Annotated in this window: 20 protein-coding genes and 1 tRNA gene; 6 read left to right on the top strand and 15 right to left on the bottom strand. The window is 68.9% G+C overall.

Annotation, left to right across the window (positions count from 1 at the left end):
- The first annotated feature begins 374 nt into the window (after nucleotides 1-374).
- Both Q0654_RS13700 and Q0654_RS13695 read left to right on the top strand, forming a co-directional pair.
- The gene (locus Q0654_RS13700; RefSeq protein WP_298854719.1) at nucleotides 375-2,141 is read left to right on the top strand and encodes an SLC13 family permease; all 1,767 of its coding nucleotides are present in this window, start codon (nucleotides 375-377) and stop codon (nucleotides 2,139-2,141) included.
- 88 nt (nucleotides 2,142-2,229) lie between these two features.
- Complete coding sequence (locus tag Q0654_RS13695) at nucleotides 2,230-2,979, top strand: DUF481 domain-containing protein (protein WP_298854717.1); 750 nt, start codon at nucleotides 2,230-2,232, stop codon at nucleotides 2,977-2,979.
- Between the two features lie 108 nt (nucleotides 2,980-3,087).
- On the opposite strand, the gene hemC is transcribed toward Q0654_RS13695, so the two are convergent.
- From hemC to Q0654_RS13675, 4 genes are read right to left on the bottom strand one after another with little or no spacing between them, the layout of a single operon-like run.
- Nucleotides 3,088-4,005: a hydroxymethylbilane synthase gene (gene hemC / locus Q0654_RS13690; protein WP_298854715.1), complete on the bottom strand. Its 918-nt coding sequence runs from the start codon at nucleotides 4,003-4,005 to the stop codon at nucleotides 3,088-3,090.
- Nucleotides 4,002-4,766, bottom strand: coding sequence for a LytTR family DNA-binding domain-containing protein (locus Q0654_RS13685; RefSeq protein WP_298854713.1), 765 nt, complete (start codon nucleotides 4,764-4,766; stop codon nucleotides 4,002-4,004). The genes hemC and Q0654_RS13685 overlap by 4 nt, the downstream gene beginning before the upstream one ends.
- Nucleotides 4,724-5,788: a histidine kinase gene (locus tag Q0654_RS13680; RefSeq protein WP_298854711.1), complete on the bottom strand. Its 1,065-nt coding sequence runs from the start codon at nucleotides 5,786-5,788 to the stop codon at nucleotides 4,724-4,726. Before Q0654_RS13680 ends, Q0654_RS13685 begins: the two co-directional genes overlap by 43 nt.
- A 35-nt stretch (nucleotides 5,789-5,823) precedes the next feature.
- Nucleotides 5,824-6,495 carry an alpha/beta hydrolase-fold protein gene (locus tag Q0654_RS13675; protein WP_298854709.1) on the bottom strand — a complete coding sequence of 224 codons (672 nt, stop codon included), beginning with the start codon at nucleotides 6,493-6,495 and terminating at the stop codon, nucleotides 5,824-5,826.
- 89 nt (nucleotides 6,496-6,584) lie between these two features.
- On the opposite strand from Q0654_RS13675, the gene Q0654_RS13670 reads away from it, so the two are divergent.
- The 4 genes from Q0654_RS13670 (at nucleotide 6,585) to Q0654_RS13655 (ending at nucleotide 9,277) form a co-directional block, all read left to right on the top strand.
- Nucleotides 6,585-7,526, top strand: a complete 942-nt coding sequence (locus tag Q0654_RS13670; protein WP_298854707.1) for a sodium-dependent bicarbonate transport family permease — start codon at nucleotides 6,585-6,587, stop codon at nucleotides 7,524-7,526.
- Entirely contained in the window at nucleotides 7,523-7,831 is a 309-nt protein-coding gene (locus Q0654_RS13665) for a hypothetical protein (RefSeq protein WP_298854705.1), read from the top strand. The genes Q0654_RS13670 and Q0654_RS13665 overlap by 4 nt, the downstream gene beginning before the upstream one ends.
- A 203-nt stretch (nucleotides 7,832-8,034) precedes the next feature.
- Nucleotides 8,035-8,664, top strand: coding sequence for a c-type cytochrome domain-containing protein (locus Q0654_RS13660; protein ID WP_298854703.1), 630 nt, complete (start codon nucleotides 8,035-8,037; stop codon nucleotides 8,662-8,664).
- An 88-nt stretch (nucleotides 8,665-8,752) separates the two neighbouring features.
- Nucleotides 8,753-9,277 carry a hypothetical protein gene (locus tag Q0654_RS13655; protein WP_298854701.1) on the top strand — a complete coding sequence of 175 codons (525 nt, stop codon included), beginning with the start codon at nucleotides 8,753-8,755 and terminating at the stop codon, nucleotides 9,275-9,277.
- An 80-nt stretch (nucleotides 9,278-9,357) separates the two neighbouring features.
- Here Q0654_RS13655 and Q0654_RS13650 read toward each other — a convergent pair whose 3' ends face one another.
- The 11 genes from Q0654_RS13650 to plsY form a co-directional block, all read right to left on the bottom strand.
- Nucleotides 9,358-11,031, bottom strand: coding sequence for a DUF1501 domain-containing protein (locus Q0654_RS13650; protein ID WP_298854699.1), 1,674 nt, complete (start codon nucleotides 11,029-11,031; stop codon nucleotides 9,358-9,360).
- 11 nt (nucleotides 11,032-11,042) lie between these two features.
- Nucleotides 11,043-13,346, bottom strand: coding sequence for a DUF1800 family protein (locus tag Q0654_RS13645; protein WP_298854697.1), 2,304 nt, complete (start codon nucleotides 13,344-13,346; stop codon nucleotides 11,043-11,045).
- A gap of 203 nt (nucleotides 13,347-13,549) precedes the next feature.
- Nucleotides 13,550-14,884 carry a tryptophan--tRNA ligase gene (locus tag Q0654_RS13640; protein WP_298854695.1) on the bottom strand — a complete coding sequence of 445 codons (1,335 nt, stop codon included), beginning with the start codon at nucleotides 14,882-14,884 and terminating at the stop codon, nucleotides 13,550-13,552.
- Between the two features lie 31 nt (nucleotides 14,885-14,915).
- Nucleotides 14,916-15,056: an entericidin A/B family lipoprotein gene (locus Q0654_RS13635; protein ID WP_298854693.1), complete on the bottom strand. Its 141-nt coding sequence runs from the start codon at nucleotides 15,054-15,056 to the stop codon at nucleotides 14,916-14,918.
- A 113-nt stretch (nucleotides 15,057-15,169) separates the two neighbouring features.
- The gene (gene rocF, locus Q0654_RS13630) at nucleotides 15,170-16,120 is read right to left on the bottom strand and encodes an arginase (RefSeq protein ID WP_298854691.1); all 951 of its coding nucleotides are present in this window, start codon (nucleotides 16,118-16,120) and stop codon (nucleotides 15,170-15,172) included.
- Nucleotides 16,117-16,491 (bottom strand): Hpt domain-containing protein, encoded by a 375-nt coding sequence (locus Q0654_RS13625; RefSeq protein ID WP_298854689.1) that lies wholly within the window; start codon nucleotides 16,489-16,491, stop codon nucleotides 16,117-16,119. The genes rocF and Q0654_RS13625 overlap by 4 nt, the downstream gene beginning before the upstream one ends.
- A gap of 50 nt (nucleotides 16,492-16,541) precedes the next feature.
- A tRNA-Thr gene (locus Q0654_RS13620) sits at nucleotides 16,542-16,617 on the bottom strand.
- Between the two features lie 236 nt (nucleotides 16,618-16,853).
- Entirely contained in the window at nucleotides 16,854-17,513 is a 660-nt protein-coding gene (locus tag Q0654_RS13615; protein WP_298854687.1) for an SPOR domain-containing protein, read from the bottom strand.
- A gap of 78 nt (nucleotides 17,514-17,591) precedes the next feature.
- Nucleotides 17,592-18,401: a type III pantothenate kinase gene (locus Q0654_RS13610; RefSeq protein ID WP_298854685.1), complete on the bottom strand. Its 810-nt coding sequence runs from the start codon at nucleotides 18,399-18,401 to the stop codon at nucleotides 17,592-17,594.
- On the bottom strand, nucleotides 18,398-19,120 hold the full coding sequence (locus tag Q0654_RS13605) for a biotin--[acetyl-CoA-carboxylase] ligase (protein ID WP_298854683.1): 723 nt from the start codon (nucleotides 19,118-19,120) through the stop codon (nucleotides 18,398-18,400). Before Q0654_RS13605 ends, Q0654_RS13610 begins: the two co-directional genes overlap by 4 nt.
- Before the next feature lie 74 nt (nucleotides 19,121-19,194).
- The gene (gene plsY / locus Q0654_RS13600) at nucleotides 19,195-19,824 is read right to left on the bottom strand and encodes a glycerol-3-phosphate 1-O-acyltransferase PlsY (protein ID WP_298854681.1); all 630 of its coding nucleotides are present in this window, start codon (nucleotides 19,822-19,824) and stop codon (nucleotides 19,195-19,197) included.
- Nucleotides 19,825-19,898: the final 74 nt, after the last annotated feature.

The following is a 19,898-nucleotide window of genomic DNA, read 5'->3' as shown; positions in this document are numbered from 1 at the left end:
GGAGGTGATGCAGCGGCAGCACGATCGTCTCGAACCGAGCAATGCCACCGATGGCCAGCCCCGCAGGGTAAACCGTTTGGACGCAAGGGCAAAGGGGCCAAAGGCTGGGATACGCAGGCGCATGGCGCGCCCAGCGCGAGCTTCGTCACGCTCTGCCATCGGACGACGGATAGTCGCCTGCCGCCTCATGGCGACGGTCTGCACGACAACGCTGCGGCGCGGGACGCGCCGCCACTACAATCGCGGCCGGCCGGGTGCCGCGAGGGCCACCCCAGACCAAAGTCGAATCCTGTCGCCCTCCGGGGCCGCTGGCGCCCCCTCCATTCCTGCGCGCTCGCGTCCACAGCCGCAACTATTCGCATCAGAGGGCCTGCATGGGCATTGAGGGACTACTGACGCTGCTGGTGCTGGCCGGAGCGGTGATCCTGTTCATCACCGAGCGCCTGCCGGTCGACGTGGTGGCGATGATCGTGCTGGCCAGCCTGTTGATCCTCGGCCTGGTGAGCCCGGCGCAGGCACTCAGCGGCTTCAGCAGCGAGGCCACGATCACCGTGGCCGCCATGTTCGTGCTGAGCACCGGCCTTACACGCACCGGCGCCCTGCGCGCGGTCGGCGCCGCGTTCGCCCGCATCCGGCAGACCTGGCTGTTCACGCTCGCGGTCATGACTTCGCTGGGCGCCATGTCGGCCTTCGTCAACAACACGGCGGCGCTGGCGGTGTTCCTGCCGATCGTGCTCGGCGTGGCAGCCGCCAACCGCTTCTCGGCCTCGAAGGTGCTGATTCCCATGTCCTACGCTGCCCAGATGGGCGGCGTCTGCACCCTGATCGGCACCTCCACCAACCTGCTGGTGAACTCGCTGGCCAAAGATGCCGGCCTGCCCGGCTTCACCCTGTTCGAGTTCGCCCCGCTGGGCCTGATCACCATGGCCGTCGGACTGGTCTACACCACCATTGCCAGCCAGCTGCTGCTTCCCGACCGTCGCACCCCGCAGCTGACCGAGAACTACGAGCTCGGTAAATACATCGCCGAGCTGCGGGTGATGCCCGGCTCGCCGCTGATTGGCAAGAGCGTGGCCGATGCGAAGCTCGGCGAGCGCCACAGCGTGTTCGTGCTGGAGCTGCTGCGCGGCGAGGAGAAGATCTGGTCGCCCCGCGCGCAGAAGCTGCAGGAAGGCGACATTCTGCTGGCCCGCGGCGACTGGAGCCGTCTCTCCAGCCTGAAGGACAGCGCCCGACTCGAGCTGGAGCCCGAGTTCAAGCTGCGCGACGAGCAGTTCCGCGATGACAACCAGGTGCTGACCGAAGTGATGGTCGCACCCGGCTCGCGTTTCATCGGCCAGACCCTGCGCACGCTGGAATTCAACTGGCACTACAACGCCACCGTGCTCGCCATCCATCGTCGCGGCGAAGTGCTGCGCGAAAAGCTCCGCGATGTCGAGCTGACCGTCGGCGACATCCTGCTGATGATCACCAGCCCCAGCGAGATGCAGCACCTGCGGGCGAATCCCAATGTCGTTGTCCTCACCGAGCGCGAAGAGGGCCCCGCGTCCAGCCGACGCGCCTGGATCGCGCTGGCGATCATGGCCGCGGTGGTCGCCGCGGCGACGCTGGAATGGCTGCCGATCGTGGCCTCTTCCATCCTTGGTTGCATCGCGCTGGTGGTGTTCCGCTGCCTTGAATCGAAGGAGCTGTACGAGTCGATCGACTGGCGGGTGATCATGCTGCTGGCGGGTGTACTGCCGCTCGGGATCGCGCTGCAGAGCAGCGGTGCCGCCGCTTTCCTGGCGGATCGCACCCTGGACGTCGTGGGCGGTTGGGGGCCGATTGCGCTGCTGGCGGTCATCTATCTCCTCACCGCCGTGCTCACCGAATTCATGAGCAACAACGCGTCGGCGGTGCTGCTGACGCCGGTGGCGATTGCCGCGGCGCACAGTATCGACGCAAGCCCGACCCCCTTCGTGGTCGCCGTGGCCTTCGCTGCGTCCACCGCATTCGCCACCCCGGTCGGCTACCAGACCAATACGATGGTCTACAGCGCGGGCGGCTACCGCTTCATCGACTTCGTCAAGATCGGCGTGCCGCTGAACCTGCTGTTCTGGATCATCGCCGTCGTGTTCATCCCGGTGTTCTGGCCCCTGTGAGGCGCCGGGTTCACCTGCAATTCAAGCGCGCGCCAACAGTCTGCGCGCCGCCCATCCCGTCTTCACCTTTCGCCCAACGAGGCTCCCCATGCGCAAGCTCCTGATCCTGACCACCGTGCTCGCCAGCGCCCTGCCCCAACTGTCCACCGCGCAGGGCTGGACCGGCACCGGCGAATTCGGCCTCGCCGCCGCGCGCGGCAACGCGCGCTCGGAAAACCTCAACGCCAAGCTCGACTTCGTCAACGAGGACGATCGCTGGAAGCATGTGTTCGGCGCCAGCATGCTGCGCGCCAAGGGCGAGATCCGCGGCGACTTCGACGGTGACGGCGTCCCGGAAACCCTGCTGGAGACCACCGCCAACCGCTGGGCCGCGAACGCCTCCAGCGCCTTCAAGATGAATGAGCGCGCCTCGTGGATCAGCGCGCTGCGCCATGAGCGCGACGACTTCGGCACCTACGAGAGCCAGAGCACCGTCTCGATCGGCTTCGGCTACAACCTCTACAGCAATGACAACGGCCATCTGCATGCGGAAATCGGCCCCGGCTACCGTCGCGCCAAGCTGGCTGCCACCGGCGAGACCGAGAGCAGCGGCATCCTGCGCGGCGTGCTGGACTACCGCCAGGTGCTGACCGAAACCACCACGCTGACCAACCTGCTGCTGGTCGAGAGCGGCGAGGACAACACCTTCGCCCAGAACGACTTCGGCGTGGCCGTGTCGATGACCGAAACCCTGGCGCTGAAGGCCGGACTGCAGGCCCGCTACAACAGCGAGACCTCGCCCGGCACCAAGAGCACCGACCTGCTGACCACGATCAATCTCGTGTACGCCTTCCGCTGATCCTTGCGCCACAGGCCACGCGACACCCTGCGGCCCGCCAAGCCTCGCGCTTCGCGGGCCGCCCTGTTTGCGCGCGCCCGATGTTCGCCAGAAGCGGCGTCGGCAGACTCATGCCGACGCCAGCAGACGCACGGCGCCGCGCGCGCGCAGCGCATCCGCAGCCTGCGTGCCCAGCGTTTGCGGGGCCTCGGTCGGTCCTGCGAGATCCACGGCGATGCCCTCGCCGCTACGGGCATCGCCGACCCAGCCGCGCAGGCGCAGCGCACCGCCCTGCTCGATGCAGTACGCCGCAATCGCCGCATGGCAGCTTCCACCCAGCGCGAGGTTCATCGCCCGCTCGGCGTCGACACAACGACGCGTAGGCGCATGGTCCAGCGGTGCCAGCAGCGCCTGCACGTCGGTCGCATCCGCGCGACACTCGATCGCGATCGCGCCCTGAGAGGCCGCCGGCAGCACGGCCGGCGGGGCAAGCGTGGCGCGGATGCGCGCGTGAAAGCCCAGTCGTTCCAGCCCCGCGCAGGCCAGCACGATGGCGGCGTAGTCGCCGGCGTCGAGCTTGGCCAGGCGGGTGTTGACATTGCCTCGCAGGTCGACGATGTCGAGGTCCGGCCGCAGCGCTTTCAGCTGGGCGCGCCGGCGCAGCGAAGAGGTGCCGACGCGAGCGCCCTCCGGCAGTGCCGCGACATCGTCATGGGTATTGCTCACGAAGGCGTCGAACGGATTGGCGCGTTCCAGCACCGCCGGCAGCACGAAGGGCCCTTCCAGCGCCATCGGCACGTCCTTCAGCGAGTGCACCGCGAGATCGGCCTCGCCGCGCAGCATGGCCTCTTCAAGCTCCTTCAGGAACAGGCCCTTGCCGCCGATGGCGGCGAGCGAGCGGTCGAGCACTTCATCGCCGCGCGTCGACAGCGGCACGAGCTGCACGCTGATGCCGGGATGCAGCGCGCGCAGGCGATCGGCGACGTGTTCGGTCTGCCACAGCGCCAGCGCGCTCTTGCGGGTGGCGATCCGCAGGGTTCGGGTCATAGATGCTTCAACAGTTGACGGATCTGGGGCAGGCAGCGTCGGCTGATCTCCAGCGCATCGGCACTGCGCTTGAGCAGGGCGTGCACCTGGCCGTCGTTGCCGCGGCGCAGCTCCCGGAGCTCGCTGCGGGCGACCAGGCAGTTGCGGTGGATACGCAGGAAACGCTCCGGGAATTCCAGCTCCAGCGCCTTCAGGGAATCCTCGATCAGATCGGCGCCGCCGGTGTGGTGGACCACCACGTACTTCTCCTCGGCCTGCAGGTAGAGCACATCCACGACCGGGATCAGGCGCAGGCTGCCGCGCAGGCGCGCGCACAGATGCGTGCGCGCCTGCGACTTCGGCAGCGCCTGCAGGCGCTCATGGGAGCGCGCGCGGCCCAGCGCGCGGGCGCGCTCCAGCGCGGCAGCCAGGCGCTCCGCGCGCACCGGTTTCAGCAGGTAATCGATGGCGCGGGCCTCGAAGGCAGCCAGCGCATGCTCATCGTAGGCGGTGCAGAAAATCACCGCCGGCGCGGACGCCGAGGCGGCGAGATGCCGTGCGGCCTCCAGCCCGTCCATGGTCGGCATGGCGATATCGAGCAGGAGTACGTCGGGCGACAGTCGCTCGCAGGCCTCAATCGCCTCGCGGCCGTCCGCGGCCTCGCCGACCACGCGCACGCCACCGATGTCGGCCAGCAGGTCCTGCAGGCGCTGTCGGGCGAGGGGTTCGTCGTCGACGATCAGGACGTCGAGGACGGCGGCACGGGGGTGCGAGGCATCCATAGGGTCACCGCATAGTAGTCGGGGGACGGGACCACGGTCATCCAGGCGGTCGCGCCGAAATAGTGCTGGAGGCGCTGCTCGATGCTGGCGAGCGCGTGCCGGTTGCCAGGCTCGGAGGCCTGCGCGGGACAGGGGTTGCCGATCTCGACGCAGACGCCGCCATCCGCACGGCGCAGCTCCATGCGGACCTCGCCGCCGGCAGGCAGGCGAGCGATGCCGTGCAGGATCGCGTTCTCGACCAGCGGCTGCAGCAGCAGCCGCGGCAGGCGCTGCTCGCGCGGCAGGTCAGGGTCGATTTCCATCCGCAGCTGCAGTCGATCACCCAGGCGCAGGCGCTCGATGCCGAGGTAGCGTTCGATCAGGTCGAGCTCCTCGGCCAGCGTCCAGTCGCCCTGCCCGGCGCCAAGCGCCGCGCGGAAGACTTCCGAGAGGTCCTCGATCGCGCGCTCGGCCGTGGCCGGATCGCGTCGGACCAGGCTGATGATGCTGTTCAGGCTGTTGAACAGGAAATGCGGGCGAATGCGCGCCTGCAGCGCCCGCACCTCGGCCTGCGCACTGGCCTGTACCTGCGCCTGCCACAGCTGCTGCACGTAGAAGTAGCGCAGCAGGGCAGCGTTCAGCAGGCCGGCGACCGCCGCGCAGGACAGGGCGAACTGCAGACCGTGTCCCACCGGCACGGTCAGGCCGAGCTTGAGCGTGACGTCGAGCTGGTGGACCGCTCCGGCGCCAGCGAAGGTGGCCAGCGTCGGCAGCGCCCAGCCGGCGAGGATCGACAGCGACAGCGGCCGCAGCCGCAGCACCAGCGGCCGCGCCTTGCACAGCAGCACGCTGGCCAGCAGGGCCAGCCACTGCGCGAACAGACTGGCCACGAACACGCGCCCACCCGCGTCGGCAGGGTCGCCGGCCGCGCCCGGCATCAGCACTGCCGCCAACACGATGATCTGCGCCGCGACCATCACCACGAACAGGGTGGGCACACGGCAGAAGTCGGGCAGCCAGTCCTGGGGCGGGGTGCTGTTCATCGGCGGAAGTATGCCTGCGGCAGCGGTTGCGGCTGCTACCGCTGCTCGCCCAGCAGATGCCGCTCCATCCACCCGGACAGGTCGCGGATCTCGTCGGCGCAGACGCTGTGCGGCATGCCATAGCTGTGCCACTCGACCGCATGGCCCCAGGCCTGCAGGCGCTGGCTGGCCGCCATGCCAAGCGCCTGCGGCACGATCGGATCGACGGCACCGTGGCCGATGAACACCGGCAGGCCCGCCTGGATCGGCGCACGCCGTGCTTCGGTACGCGCGGCGATCGGCAGATAGGTCGAGAGCGCAACGATGCCGGCCAGGCGTTCGGGATGGGTCAGCCCGGCCGTCAGCGCGACCGCACCGCCCTGCGAGAAGCCGGCCAGCAGGATGCGCTGGCTGTCGATACCGCGCTGGCGCTCGCGGGCGATGAGCCGCTCCACCTCCATCACCGAGGCAAGGATTCCCGCTTCGTCCTCGACCGACATCAGCTCCAAGCCGTAGATGTCGTACCAGCCGCGCATGCGCATGCCACCGTTCAAGGTGATCGGCCGCACCGGCGCATGCGGAAACACGAAGCGCAGCGGTGGCCAGCCCGGTCGCAGCAGCTCCGGCACGATCGGCTCGAAGTCGTGCCCGTCGGCGCCCAGGCCATGCAGCCAGATCACGCTGTGGGTTGGCCGCGCAGCGGTTTCGATCTCGATGGATTCCAGCATGGATGTCTCCGGTTCGGGAGCCGCGCAGTGTAGGCGCTGGCGGCCGGACGCTGGCGTGCGGAGGGCATCGCGTGACAGCATCCGCGCCCATGTTCGATGTCGTCGTCCTGTTCTTCCTGCTCGGCCTGATCGCGCGTCTGGCCAAGTCCGACCTGCGCCTGCCGGAAGCGGTGTACGAGGTGCTGTCGATCTATCTGCTGCTGGCGATCGGTCTGAAGGGCGGGATCGAGCTGTCGAAGCACTCGCTCGGCGCCCTGCTGCCGCAGGTCGCCGCCACGATGGCGCTCGGCTTCGCGATCCCGCTGCTGCTGTTCCCCGCTCTGCGCCTGCTGCGCTTTGCCCAGGCCGACAGCGCCTCACTGGCTGCGCACTACGGCTCGGTCAGCGTCGTCACCTTCGCGGTGGCCACCGCCGCGCTGGAGCGCGCCGGGGTGGCCTACGAATCGCACGCCGCGCTGTGGGTCGCAGTGATGGAGGCGCCGGCGCTGGTCGCCGGCATCCTGCTGGCGCGCATGGCGCGCCTCAAGGACGTGCGCTGGGCGGCGCTGGGCCACGAGGTGCTGTTCGGCAAGTCGGTGCTGCTGCTGGCCGGTGGCCTGTGCATCGGTGCGATCGCCGGCGTCGAGGGCAGCGCCGCGATCGCGCCGGTCTTCATCGAGCCCTTCCGCGGCGTGCTCGCCCTGTTCCTGCTTGAACTCGGACTGGTCGCCGGCGGACGCCTGCGCGAGATCGGCCCCTTCGGCCCGCGCCTGCTGCTGATCGGGCTCGGCTTTCCGCCCCTGCTGGCTCTGCTGGGTGCCATGACTGGCCAGGCGCTGGGGCTTTCGATCGGCGGTATCGCAGTGTTCGCGACCCTGGCTGCCAGCGCGAGCTACATCGCCGCACCCACGGCAATGCGAATGGCCGTGCCCGAAGCCAACGCCGCGCTCTCGATCACCGCCTCGCTGGGGATCAGCTTCCCGTTCAACGTGATCGTGGGAATTCCCCTGTACCTGAAGCTGGCGCAATGGCTCGGAGGCCCGCCGACATGACCCTGCCCAAACACCCGCGCCGGCTGCTGGTGATCATTGCCGAAGCCGCCCTCGAGAAGTCCCTGGCGCGCGATGTGCGCCGCCTGGGTGCACAGGGCTATACCGTCTACGACGTCCGCGGCGCCGGCCACAGCGGCATCCGCGAGGGCAGCTGGGAAGCCGATCGCAGCATCGAAATGAAGGTCATCTGCGAAGCCGAGGTCGCGGACCGCATCGCCGCCCACGTGCTGGCCGAGTACGGCGCGAATTTCGGGCTGACCCTGTTCCTGACCGACGTGGAAGTGCTGAGGCCGGGCAAGTTCTGAGCTCGCCAAGCTTCGGATTGCAAAAGCGAGTACTGGAACGCCATCCCATCCAAGGCCCACTGTCGGACCACGGCGCCGATGCGACCGAACTCCTCACCCGCCCCGGGGCGATCGCGCTACCGCTGCCGGACACCGCAGCGCATCACAGAATCCCGAATCTCGCGCAGGCAGCATGCACGGACCGCGTTACACTCCGTAACACCATGCGCCTCTTCTCCTCCCTCATCGCCACCACTGCCCTTCTGTTGCCGTTGGCCGCGGCACAGGGGTGGCCCGCCTCCGATGTCGGGGCCTCTGCCAGCGGGCACGTCGGACCGGTCTCCCGCAACTGCGAGGATCTCTCGGACGAGCCGATCACCTACGGCATGCAGTACGACCTGCCCGGCACCGGGCTACCCGATGCGCCAATCGACATCCATGACGTCTGGCTGGCCGGCGGCTGCGTGGGTTGCCACAACCAGACCGCAATGGGCGAATTGCGCCTTGACGATCCCCAGTTCGCCGGCTACCAGCTGGTCTCCGCGGTGAGCTTCCGCAACCCGGAGCTGCTGCGGGTCGATCCGGGAAAGCCGGAGAACAGCCTGCTGTATGCCCAGCTCAACTGCACGCCACCGGACACCTACCCGCTGATGCCGCCACCGGACGATGGCGTGGTGACGCGCGTGCCGCGCCGACTGCGAGCCTTGGTCTACGACTGGATCCAGCAGGGCGCACGCGGTTTCGACGTCGACGGTAATCCCTACAGCCTCACCGTCTTCCGGGACTCCATGGAATCGACGCGGGGCCAGTTCAACCTGGCGCGTCCCGGCGCGCCCAGCCCAAGCTACCCCTGAGCGGTTTGCGTATTTCCCGCCAGCCCTCTTCGAACCCAGCCCCCCTCGACCCCCAGCCCCGTCGGGGCGCGCCATTCCGGAGCTCTACATGCAGATCCCACGCCTCGTTCTGCTGTCCCTGTGTCTGGTCGGCACCCAGGTGCAAGCCTGGCCCAGCGCGCCCGCTGGCGACTCTCTGCAGACGCTGGGCAACTGTGATCCGCTCAGCGCCGAGCAGCATCCGATCCGCTACGACGTGAGCTTCGAGGGCGATATCCGCCCCTTCCTCGTCAAGAACCAGTGCACCACCTGCCACGGCAGCCAGGCTGGCCTGAGCCTGAGCACGGCCAGCGCCCGACTCAACCTGATCGGCGCAGACGAGCGCGGAACCCCATCGACGGGCAACGCAGCGATCCTGCGCGTCCGTCCGTTCGAACCGCAGGCGAGCGCGCTCTTCCTCAAGCTGAACTGCGATCTCCCGCCCTTTGGTGGCCGCATGCCGCCCGGGGGCGGCGCCAGCGCCGAATTCCAGGCGCTGGTGCACGACTGGATCGCCAGCGGCGCGCTGATGCCCGACGCGTTCGGCGGCGAGCGCCTCTTTATCGGCCGCTTCGAGGACATCGTGCGCCCCTGAGCGCGCAAACCCTCCCGTCCTGAACGCAAACGGCGCCGGGTTGCCCCGGCGCCGTTTTCATTCGCCCCGACCGGACGGGTTCAGACCGCGAGGAAAGGCAGGGTCTGGGTGTTGTAGGCCATGACGGCGGCATTGGGATGCGCGCCGTTGGTGAAACTGCCGAGATTCGGGAACAGCAGCGGCAGGTCCGCAGAGCTAACGCCCATCCAGCGCGCCAGCGTGGCCGACATCTGGTCGACTGCCGTGGTCGGCAGGAACTCGCCGCGGTTGAAGCACTCGCCCAGCAGGTCCGGCGCTCCGGTGTAGCTGCGGTTCAACAGCTGCAGCGGATAGCGCCCGTAGATCTGGTTGCCGATCAAGGGGCCACCCTGCGAAGAAGGCGCCGCCATCACCATCTGCACTGCGCCCCAGGCATGGTCGGTACCGTTGCCGTTCGAGTTGATGGTGCGCGAGAACTCGCTCATGGTGAAGGTGACGACCTCGTTCTTCACCCCGCTGTAGCCCGACACATTGTTCAGGGCCTCCAGGGCCAGGTTGAATTGCAGCATGGCCTGGGCGACCTGCTGTAGCAGACCCTGATGGCCGTTCCATACGCCGTTGTTGGGCCGCGCGTTCGGAATCTGCCCGCCGTGGGTGTCATAGCCGCCGGTGCTGACGTAGAACACCTGCCGGTTGGCAGCAATCGCGCCGCCCGACAGACGACTGACTGCGATCATTCGCGCCACCTGACGCAGCTGCTGCCCGAGACCGGTGTTCGGAATCGCTGCGACCGCGGTGTTGAATGCCGCATAGGGGCTGCTGGCGCCCCCCGTCGACAGCCCGGTGATCGCCTGGTTGACGGTCGTGGCCAGGCTCAGCGAACGGTTGAGCACGTCCTTGTAGGCGCCAGTGAAGGCCTGCGGATAGGTTTCGTTGAGCAGCCCCTGCAGCACCTCGCGACGCTTGTCGCCGGCATTGGTGGCGCCCGAATAGTTGTTCAAGGTCACCGAAGGCGAGGTTGCACTGGTCGACATGCGGTAGGGGAACAGATTCTGCCCGCTGGGGTACTCGCCGACGAGGAAGCGGGTCTGTCCCGAGATGGAAATGCAGGGCGCAAGGCCATTGGCGGGCGGCGTGTTCAGCAGCTGCCCCGCCATGCGGCCGCCCCAGCCGCTGGGATTGCTGGCGTTGTTGCCGCCGCCGATCATCCACAGGCTGGTCTGGTCATTGTGCGAGTACAGCTGCGGCGGGCGCCGGAAACTGTTGAAGCCCTGGCGCCGCAGTGGCTCCACGAGCGGGCCGACATTCGCGATGAAGGTCAGCTTCCCCTGGTTGAACAGGGTCTGCAGCTCGGGCACCGCGGGGTTCAGGCCGTATTGGTTGCCCAGGATGCCCAGCGCCGGCGGCAGGAAGGTATTGCCCGGATCGGTCCCCCCCGGCCGGGTGATGCCAAGCCGGTCGGCGGTGCCCTGGAACAGGCCACCGCGCGAGGTGGCATACCAGCCGTAAGGTGTGGGACTGAACCCGCTGAGAGGGGTTCGCCCGCTGACCGGGATGTTCGTGGTGTTGTCGCCGGGAATCAGCAGGTTCCAGGAGTCATTGCCGCCGGACAGGTAGATGCAGACCAGGGCCTTGTAGCCCGAAGGCGCGCCCTGGGCCAGCGCGGTGCCCATCATGGACAGCTGCGGCACGAAGGTGGAGGCCGCGCCGGAGGCGGCCATGCAGGCGGCGCCCTTGAGGAAATCGCGGCGCTTGTCGAAATGGATGCGGGACATGGCGTGGCTCCTCAACGCTGGGTGCTGTATTCGGGCGAGATCGCGATCAGGTGCATCAGCAGCAGCGCCTTGCGGCGCTGGCGCTGCACACGGTCGCCGCCCGTGGTTCCGTTGGTGCCACCGTTCAGGGTCTGGTTGAGCCCGCCGGTGCAGCGCAGCGCGTTCATCAGCAGGCCCTTCATGCCGGTGCCTGTGTTGGGGCACACCACGTTGGGGGGCACCGCACCGCTCATGGTGCCGCCCATCATCCGCGTGTTGAGGAACTCGATCAGGGCGAGGTCCTCTGCCACCGTCGGATCGGCCTGGGTGGAGTTGACTGCCACCCGCGACGGGATCAGATCGATCTGGGCGATGGGGAAGTAGGCGCGATCGCGCGGCGGATTGTTGTTGGCATCCGGCGGCGCCGGGCTGGTCGGACCGCCGGTCAGGGCGCCCGACTGACAGGTCGAGTTGGTACCGCCATAGCCCGCGCAGATCCGGCTGTAGAGGTCATTGGCCGCGGCCACCGCCGTCACCTCGTGGATGATCTGCAGTTCGGGCGAGAACAGGCCCAGGTCGCTGACCTGCCCTGGCTGGCGATAGTCGGGCTCGAAGAAATTGAACACCGAGGGCGCACCGTAGGGGCGCATCTGGTATTCGTTCTGCGGATTGGTCGGTCCCCAACGGCGCAGGCTGGGCTGGCCGGCCAGCGGATTGCCGGCACCCCCCTGCGGATTGGCATTCGGGATGGTCGCGGTGTCGCCCGAAACCGCGCCGAAGTGGCGCCAGATCGCGACCAGCTTCAGCATCGGCTCGCGGACCTTGCCGAAGTCCTGCGCCTGCTGCGGATCGCTGGCCGGACGACGCGCCTCGGTGTCGAGGAAGATTGCGCGCACCACCGCCTTCATGTCGCCTCGGACACCGGCTCCATTGTTGATGAAGGCCGCCGCCACGCGACTGACATAGCCAGGGGTCGGGTTCGAGGTCACCAGGCGCTGGATCAGCTGGCGAGCCACCATCACCGGCGTGTTCGGGTGGTTGAACAGCAGGTCGAGCGCCGCATTGATGCCGCCCTCGCAGTAGTCGACGCACGCCTGCTGCTGGGCAGCCGTTAGGTTGTTACCGGTGGCGTGGCAGTTCAGGGGCGAACCGTCAAAGAAACTCGGCGGAATCGTCAGAGTGGCGTCGCCGCCGGTCGCCGTGCCCAGCGTCAGGACCTTGTCCGGCGTCGGCGTTCCGGGCGGCAGGCCGAAGCTGCCGCTGTCGGTTTCAAGGACGCCGCCCGAGGTATCGCGGCCGTTGTCGTTGTAGCGCGGGTAGCACACCATCGGCTTGTACCAGTCCGGATGCACCAGGCCACGGTTCAGCGGGTCGCGCGGCGGGCTGGCGCCGAACAGACCGCCAGCGTTGGTGAAACGGCAGCCAATGCCGCTACAGGCCGTGTTGTTGGCGCCACAATTGCGACTCATGACGACGCCGCCGACGCTCACATCGCCCTGCGTGCACTGGTGCGCGAGGCCGGTGAACACGCGCGCGAGCTCGCTGATGTCGGTCTCGGTGTAGGTCGAGCGCAGGGTGCCGGGGTTCTGCGCGTCCGGGTAGGTGGTGTAGAAATCCTCGCCGCGCACGACAAGTCCGATCGAGAACAGCTGCATCACTTCGCGCGCGTAGTTCTCGTCGGGCTGCACGCCGTTGTTGCCGGCGCAGAAGTTGCTGCCCGCCGGGCAGCCATTGGCACCGGGGCGGTTCAGCTCGAACTTGCGATTGCGCAGGGTCGTCAGGTAGCGACCCATCATCGGGCTGTAGCTGACCTCCTGCAGGAGCTGGCGGTAGTTGCCGAGCGCGTTGCGGACGAGGATGTCGTTCCACTCCGCCATCTGGATCGGCTCGTTGATCAGGAAGTCATCGCGATCCGAAGCGACCACGATCTGCGACAGGGCCCAGGCCATGCGCTGGCGCACCTGGTCGGGCGCGGTGACCGCGACATTGAACCAGCGATGCACGCGCACGTCCTGGTTGACCGAGCTGCCGCTGGGCAGCGAGGCGGCGTAGGCCTCCATCCACGGCCGCGACAGCGTGGTGGTCGCCAGCGCCAGCTGGGCGTTCAGCCAGGTGCTGACGCCCTGGTTGCGCACCGCGCCGATATCGGCGGCGGTGGCGCCGAACGTCGCCTGGTTCAGGAAACGCGCGGCCTCGCCATCGTTGGCGGGGATGTTGAACGGCACTTCGAACGAGTCGGCAAAGACCGGCGTGTCGGCGCGGACGCTCGCAGGAAGGGCGAAAAACGCCAGCGAGGCCAGGCTCAGGACGAGGCTGGTGAGGCGAGTGGATGACATGAGAGTTCCCCCGGATGGGACAGGCGCTGTGACTCTTGTTCACTCTACCCGGGGAAAACAATTGAAAACGCGCCTTGCGCCGCAGGGCCGATAAACGGTAGCAAACCGCTTGTGACACACCACGTCACAAAGCTGCCAATCCGCGGCAACACCTTCGACCCTGGTGGAACCCGCCCGCATGGCGGGCCGGCGGACAGACGCACTCAGCCCGCGCTGGCGCGCGCCTTGCGCTCCGCTTCAGCGGCCTGCAGCTGGCCGAATGCGACTGCAATCCTCTCCCGCTCGGCCTCACTGACCCGTCCAGCCAGGGCCTCGACGAGCTCGGACCCGGAGCACTGGCGCAGGCGCAGCAGGGCCTGCCCGGCCTCTTTCGGTGAAGGGTAACCCTCACTTTGCAGCAGCAGCTGGCCCTCGGCCGAAAGCAGCTTGAAGTAGAACTGGCCATCGGCCTCGCGGTACTGCTTCACCTGGGGCAGCGCCTCGCGTTCGACTTTCACGCCGGCGGCCCGGGTCGCGACATCCGCGAACCGGCGCAGGCCAACCGCCTCGCGCAGCTCCGCCAGCAGCGGCGCAGCAATGGCGCGGGCACGGGCGGCGCCCGCCTGCAGGATGTCCTCCAGCCGCTGCGGGTCGGCCATGTAGGCCTGGTAGCGCTCGCGCATGGGCGCCACGTCGTGCTCGATGCGCGCGACCAGACGCTGCTTGGCCTCGCCCCAGCCCAGGCCGGCACGCAGGTCCGCACGGTAGGCCGCAGCCTCGTCGGCACGGGCGAAGGCATCAAAGATGAGGGCCAGGGCGTTGCACTCGGGGTCCTTGGGCTCGCCGGGCAGGCGCGAATCGGTGACCACGCGGGCCACGGCCTCCTTCAGCGCCCTGGCGCCGCCCTCGAACAGCGGGATGGTGTTGTCGTAGCTCTTCGACATCTTGCGGCCGTCGAGCCCGGGCAGGGTCGCCACCGACTCCTCGATCACCGCCTCCGGCAGGGTGAAGAAGCTGCGTCCCTGGCCGAACAGGTGGTTGAAGCGGGCGCCGATGTCGCGGGCCATCTCGATGTGCTGCACCTGGTCGCGACCCACCGGCACCTTGTGCGCGTTGAACATCAGGATGTCCGCCGCCATCAGCACCGGGTAGCTGTACAGTCCCATGGTGACGCCGGCATCGGCATCCTCGCCGGCCGCCTCGTTGGCGTCGGTCGCGGCCTTGTAGGCATGCGCACGGTTCATCATCCCCTTGCCGGTGACGCAGGTCAGCAGCCAGGTCAGCTCGGGAATCTCGGGGATGTCCGACTGCCGGTAGAAGTGCACGCGCTCCGGGTCCAGCCCAGCCGCCAGCCAGGTCGCGGCGATCTGCATGCGCGAGCTCTGGATGCGCGCCGGCTCGTCGCACTTGATCAGGGCGTGGTAGTCAGCCAGGAAGAAAAAGGCATCGACGTTGGGATCGGCGCTGGCGGCGATCGCCGGGCGGATCGCGCCGACGTAGTTGCCGAGGTGCGGAGTGCCGGTGGTGGTGATTCCGGTGAGGACGCGGGTGCGGGACATGGAGCCTCGTGGGTGTGGGGCCAGGGCGCGCTCAGCGGCGCGCCGCCTCTTCGATCTTCTCGCCGGCGCGTTTGATGTCCTTGCCGGCGCCCTGGATGGTGTTGCAGCCGGCCAGCACGAACAGGCCGAGCGCGAGCGCCGCGAGGCGCCAGGCAGTCTTGGAAGTGCGCATGGGATCTCCGGTGACGATCAAGGCCGCAGGGCGGCGGGGAGCGCAGCCTAGCAGCGCCATCGCCCGCTCGTCAGCGCGGCGGCTTGCGACAATTCAGCGCCGTCAATCCTGCGTCAACGCGCCTCGCGCTGCGGATCGCGCATCAATGTCGACTTGCCGAACAGGCTCTCGACCAGGTCCACCGCCAGCCGCGCCGTGCGGTTGCGCTCGTCAAAGGCCGGGTTCAGCTCGACGATGTCCAGCGAGGCCATGCGGCCGGTGTCGGCGATCATCTCCATCACCAGCTGCGCCTCGCGGTAGTTCGGCCCGCCTTCGACGGTGGTACCGACGCCGGGCGCGATGCCGGGATCCAGGAAGTCGACGTCGAAGCTGACGTGCAGGTGGGTGTCGGCATCGACCCCTTCCAGCGCCTCCTCCATCGCCCGCTTCATGCCGACCTCGTCGATGTAGCGCATATCGTAGATGTCGAGGCCGGCCTCATGCACGAGACGACGCTCGCCCTCGTCCACCGAGCGGATGCCGATCTGCTTGACCTGGTCTGCGGTGATCGCCGGGATGCTGCCGCCGAGATGGGTCAGCGCCCGCGGCCCCATGCCGCACAGGCAGGCCACCGGCATGCCGTGCACATTGCCGCTGGGCGTGAGCTCGGAGGTGTTGAAGTCCGCGTGCGCATCCAGCCACAGGATGCGCAGCTTCTTGCCTTGGGCGCGAACATGCTTGGCCACGGCGGTGATCGAACCCACCGCGAGGCAGTGGTCGCCACCCAGCATGATCGGCATGCGCCCGGCCTTGAGCTCGGCCGCGACGGCATGCATCACCGCCGTGTTCCATTCGACCACCTGCTCCAGATGGCGATAGCCCTCGTGCGGCGGCTGCCAGGGGTTGAAGGGGCCGCGCAGGTTGCCGCGGTCGTGCACTTCGAGGCCGCGCGCGACAAGCGCCTCGCCCAGTCCGGCCACGCGCAGGGCTTCAGGCCCCATCGAGGCGCCGCGGTGGCCGGCGCCGACATCGGTGGGGACGCCGATCAGGCTGACGGGTGGAAATCGGTTCAGCGAGATACTCATTCCTGCTCCTCCGCGGCACGGGTGGCGGCGGCGATCGCCTTGTCCATCAGCACCAGCAGTTCAAGGGTCGGCGTCAGCAGCTCGGCGCACAGGGCCTGTGCCGGACGGCGCGCATCGGGCGGCGACTTCAGCCAGGCGATCCACTGCCGCTCAAGCGCCCGCGCCTGGTCGCTGACCTCGGGAAAGCCATAGGCGCCGGCGGAGCCGGCCATCTTGTGCAGCATGCCGCGCAGTTCGGTGACATCGGCCTCGGCGGCCTCGTTGTTGGGAGCCTCACGGATCGAGGCCATGTAGCGGCGCAGCTTCTGCCGCTTGTCCTTCAGGGCAAGTCGATACAGGGCCAGCAGGGAATCGAAGCCGTCGATGCTCACGCGTTGGGTCCCGGGCGAGTTCGCAGGGGCGCAGCGTGGCGCTGCGAAGGTGGTGCCGACAGTCCGAATCGAACGGACGACCTACCGCTTACAAGGCGGTTGCTCTACCTGCTGAGCTATGCCGGCACAGGAAGGCGGATTGTAGCGTCTCGGGACCGGGATTCGGCGGCGGACACCGTCGATCGACGCGCCTTTGGCGTCCAGACCTCACCGGACCCGATGTCCGAATGCTGCGCGGCTCCGTCTGCCCGTGCCGGATCCGCGGGAGGCTTCGCCAGGCATGCCTGCGCCAAGCACCACCGTCCCTTCCCTCACGCTGATGCCAGCGGTGGCCGCAGCAGGCGGATGGTTCTCACAGGCTCTCAGCCCTCGCAGCCAATCCGACTGCCGTCGACCCCCGCATAGCCGCCCACCTGGGCGCGCCAGTCGAAACGCGGATCGGCCGCGATGTCGATCCAGTACTGGGGAATTTCCTCCGTCCGCTCGCCCAGTTCGGCGCCAAAGCCCATGGCGCGCACGTCGGCCTGCCGCTGGCGGGCATTGGCCAGTTCGCGGAACAGCCCCAGCGAGATGGTGTTCTGGCGATCGCCGGCAGTGACCACGTAATAGTCGCGCAGACCGCGCGCGGCGAGCTCGCGGGCGGTCGCCAGCGCGGCATCGCGGCTGGCCTGCGCCGGCATGTAGACCCAGTAGCCGCGGCGCGCAAGCGCCCGCGTCTCGCGGAACTGGATCCGCTGCACGACGGGCGTCAGCACGCCCACGGCGCGGCGCAGGTCAGCCTGGGTCAGGAAGGGCCCGATGCGCTGGCAGACGGCATCCGCGCTGGGCGCGATCGGCTGCGGGGCCTCCGCCAGTTCGCCGACGGCGGCGCGCGCCTCGACCTCGCTGAGCAGCTCAAGCCCGGCGACGGCGGGCTCGGTCGGCGCATGCCGACGCGGCTCGTGGGCCGGGCGCAGCGCCCACCAGACGCCGACGCCGACGTTCATCACCAGCAGCAGCAGGACCAGTACGCGGGGCAACATTGCGGTGGGCGTTCGGGCGAAGGGCGGAGCGGGCGCGCAGGATAGCAGGCAGAGACCGCCGCCTCGGCGGCGGCGCCCTCAGTCGTCGAGCGTGGCCTGCAGCAGTCCCTTCAGCACCAGCTGCGGCTCGACGCGCGCCGGCAGATCCAACAGCGGCAGCAGCGCTTCGGCGTCGCCGCCGGAGAGCACCACGGCAGGCGCGCAGCCGAGCTCACGCTGCAGGCGCCGCGCAGAGCGCTCGACCAGGCCGGCTGCGGCCTGCCAGGGCGCCATGCCGACCGCGGGAGCGGTATCGCGCGCCCAGAACTCATCCGGATCGGGGCAGCGCGAACCTTGGACAAGATGCGGCGCACGCGCCAGCAGGCCCGTCTGCATCTCGGCCATGCCCGCCAGGATCAGCCCGCCGAGGTGGCGGCAGTCGGCATCGACCGCATCGAGCGTCAGCGCGGTGCCGGCGCTGACCACCAAGAGGGGCGGCGCGAGCTCGGCCAAGGCACCACGCAGGCCCAGCCAACGATCGACGCCCAGGTGATCCGGCTGCGGATAGGCGCAGATCAGGCGGCGACCGTCGTGCAGGACGGCGCTTGCTGCGGAGGTGGCGCGCTGCAGCCCGGGGCGACGGCTGCGTACGCTGTCCTCGACGCAGCGGCGCACCGCCTCGACGGTCGCTTCGGCAGCCACTGCGACCCAGTGCATGCTGTCCACCTCGGGCAACTCGCGAAGCGCGCGCGCGAGTGCAGGCAGGAAGTCAGGGCCGGCGTGGACCAGCGCCTGCGATTCGCCGAGCCGCCAAGGGGACAGGCCGAAGGCCGAATCCGCCGGGGTCGGGCTAGCCAGCGCCCATTTGAGGCGGGTATTGCCGAGGTCAAGCAGCAGGCGCGGCCTCATGCGGGCCTCAGGCTGGCTTCACCGCTGCGCCAGACGCGCTCCCCGGCGGCATGCCGCACGCGCAGGCCACCGTCCGCCGCCAGCCCGAGTGCAATACCGTCCCAACTGGCATCCCCCGCGTGCATCCGCACCGCCCTGCCCTGCAGCAGATCCAGACGCTGCCAGGCAGGACGCAGCGTGTCGAAACCCTTGCGCTGCAGCTGCCACAGCCGCGCCCGCAGCGCCAGGACGACGCGGGCGACGAGTTCGACGCGATCCGGCTCTGCGCCCAGCGCAGCGAGGTCGATCCAGTCCTGGCCAGCATCGAAGTCCGCGGGCAGCGCGAGGTTCAGACCCAATCCGACCACCAGGAAGGGCGCGGCCGCGGGCCCGCCGAACTCCACCAGCAGGCCACCCAGCTTGCGATCCCGCGCCCACAGATCGTTCGGCCACTTCAGGCCGAGCTCTGCCACCCCCAGGGACTGCAGCGCTTCCGCCACCGCCAGCCCGGCCACCAGACTGGCGCCCTCGGCCGCGGCCGGGCCGCCCGGCCAAGTCAGGGCGAAGGACAGACAGAGGCTGCCGCCCGGCTGCGACTGCCAGCGGCGACCGAGGCGGCCGCGGCCGCCACTCTGGCTTTCGGCCACCAGCACCTCGCACTCCACGGGCGGCAACCCGGCCGCTAGCAGGTCGGTGTTGGTGGAGACGGTCGCATCCACCCAGCGCAGGCGCGGAGGCATCCCATCAAGCGCGTGCAGGCGAGCACGCGCGGCCTCCTGCAGCCGGGCCGCGCCCGTGTCGGACGTCCGGGACATCAACCCTGACCGCCTCGCCGCCGCAGCAGGCGAACCCGCTCGAAGCGGTGTTCGCTACCGTTCCACAGTCGCATCACATTGCTGCGATGGGTGAACAGGATGAAGCCCGCCGCGGCCAGCGCGAACACCAGCTGCGCAGGCGCAAGCCAGATCGCCAGCGGCACCAGAACGGCCGCTGCCAGGATCGTCGACAGCCCGACGTAGCCGGTCAGCACGAGGCAGCAGAGCCAGACCAGGAATACTGGCCCGATGCTGAGCGGCCAGGTCACGCACAGCCCGCCGACCAGGGTGCCCGCGCCCTTGCCGCCGCGGAAGCCGAAGTACAGCGGCCAGGTGTGGCCGACGGCGGCGAGCAGGGTGCAGGCGGCCGCGAGGTCGAGGCGCGTGAGGCCGAATCCCTCCGTCCAAAGCTGCAGGCCGAGCCAGGCCGCCAGCGCCCCCTTGCCGATGTCGATCAGCACGACCGCCAGAGCGAAGCGCCAGCCGCGCGTGCGGAAGGCGTTCGTGCCCCCGGCATTGCCGCTGCCGCTGGCGCGGATATCGACCCCAAGGAAGCGGCCCAGCACGAGGCTGCCGGACACCGAGCCGAGCAGATAGGCGAGGACGAGGGCAAGCAGGATGTGGGTCATGGCCCTAGTGTGGCAGCGCCCGGCCAGCGCACGAAAGCTGCGCAACGCGACAGGGGATCAGCTGGCGAACGCCG

This window comes from uncultured Aquimonas sp., from assembly GCF_937888285.1.
Lineage (GTDB): Bacteria > Pseudomonadota > Gammaproteobacteria > Xanthomonadales > Xanthomonadaceae > Aquimonas.
This window is presented reverse-complemented; position numbering and strand designations above follow the sequence as displayed.

Coding starts and splice junctions, on each gene's coding strand:
- Q0654_RS13700 (WP_298854719.1), top strand. CDS start 375: ATGGGCATTGAGGGACTACTGACGCTGCTGGTGCTGGCCGGAGCGGTG.
- Q0654_RS13695 (WP_298854717.1), top strand. CDS start 2,230: ATGCGCAAGCTCCTGATCCTGACCACCGTGCTCGCCAGCGCCCTGCCC.
- hemC (WP_298854715.1), bottom strand. CDS start 4,005: ATGACCCGAACCCTGCGGATCGCCACCCGCAAGAGCGCGCTGGCGCTG.
- Q0654_RS13685 (WP_298854713.1), bottom strand. CDS start 4,766: ATGGATGCCTCGCACCCCCGTGCCGCCGTCCTCGACGTCCTGATCGTC.
- Q0654_RS13680 (WP_298854711.1), bottom strand. CDS start 5,788: ATGAACAGCACCCCGCCCCAGGACTGGCTGCCCGACTTCTGCCGTGTG.
- Q0654_RS13675 (WP_298854709.1), bottom strand. CDS start 6,495: ATGCTGGAATCCATCGAGATCGAAACCGCTGCGCGGCCAACCCACAGC.
- Q0654_RS13670 (WP_298854707.1), top strand. CDS start 6,585: ATGTTCGATGTCGTCGTCCTGTTCTTCCTGCTCGGCCTGATCGCGCGT.
- Q0654_RS13665 (WP_298854705.1), top strand. CDS start 7,523: ATGACCCTGCCCAAACACCCGCGCCGGCTGCTGGTGATCATTGCCGAA.
- Q0654_RS13660 (WP_298854703.1), top strand. CDS start 8,035: ATGCGCCTCTTCTCCTCCCTCATCGCCACCACTGCCCTTCTGTTGCCG.
- Q0654_RS13655 (WP_298854701.1), top strand. CDS start 8,753: ATGCAGATCCCACGCCTCGTTCTGCTGTCCCTGTGTCTGGTCGGCACC.
- Q0654_RS13650 (WP_298854699.1), bottom strand. CDS start 11,031: ATGTCCCGCATCCATTTCGACAAGCGCCGCGATTTCCTCAAGGGCGCC.
- Q0654_RS13645 (WP_298854697.1), bottom strand. CDS start 13,346: ATGTCATCCACTCGCCTCACCAGCCTCGTCCTGAGCCTGGCCTCGCTG.
- Q0654_RS13640 (WP_298854695.1), bottom strand. CDS start 14,884: ATGTCCCGCACCCGCGTCCTCACCGGAATCACCACCACCGGCACTCCG.
- Q0654_RS13635 (WP_298854693.1), bottom strand. CDS start 15,056: ATGCGCACTTCCAAGACTGCCTGGCGCCTCGCGGCGCTCGCGCTCGGC.
- rocF (WP_298854691.1), bottom strand. CDS start 16,120: ATGAGTATCTCGCTGAACCGATTTCCACCCGTCAGCCTGATCGGCGTC.
- Q0654_RS13615 (WP_298854687.1), bottom strand. CDS start 17,513: ATGTTGCCCCGCGTACTGGTCCTGCTGCTGCTGGTGATGAACGTCGGC.
- Q0654_RS13610 (WP_298854685.1), bottom strand. CDS start 18,401: ATGAGGCCGCGCCTGCTGCTTGACCTCGGCAATACCCGCCTCAAATGG.
- Q0654_RS13605 (WP_298854683.1), bottom strand. CDS start 19,120: ATGCCTCCGCGCCTGCGCTGGGTGGATGCGACCGTCTCCACCAACACC.
- plsY (WP_298854681.1), bottom strand. CDS start 19,824: ATGACCCACATCCTGCTTGCCCTCGTCCTCGCCTATCTGCTCGGCTCG.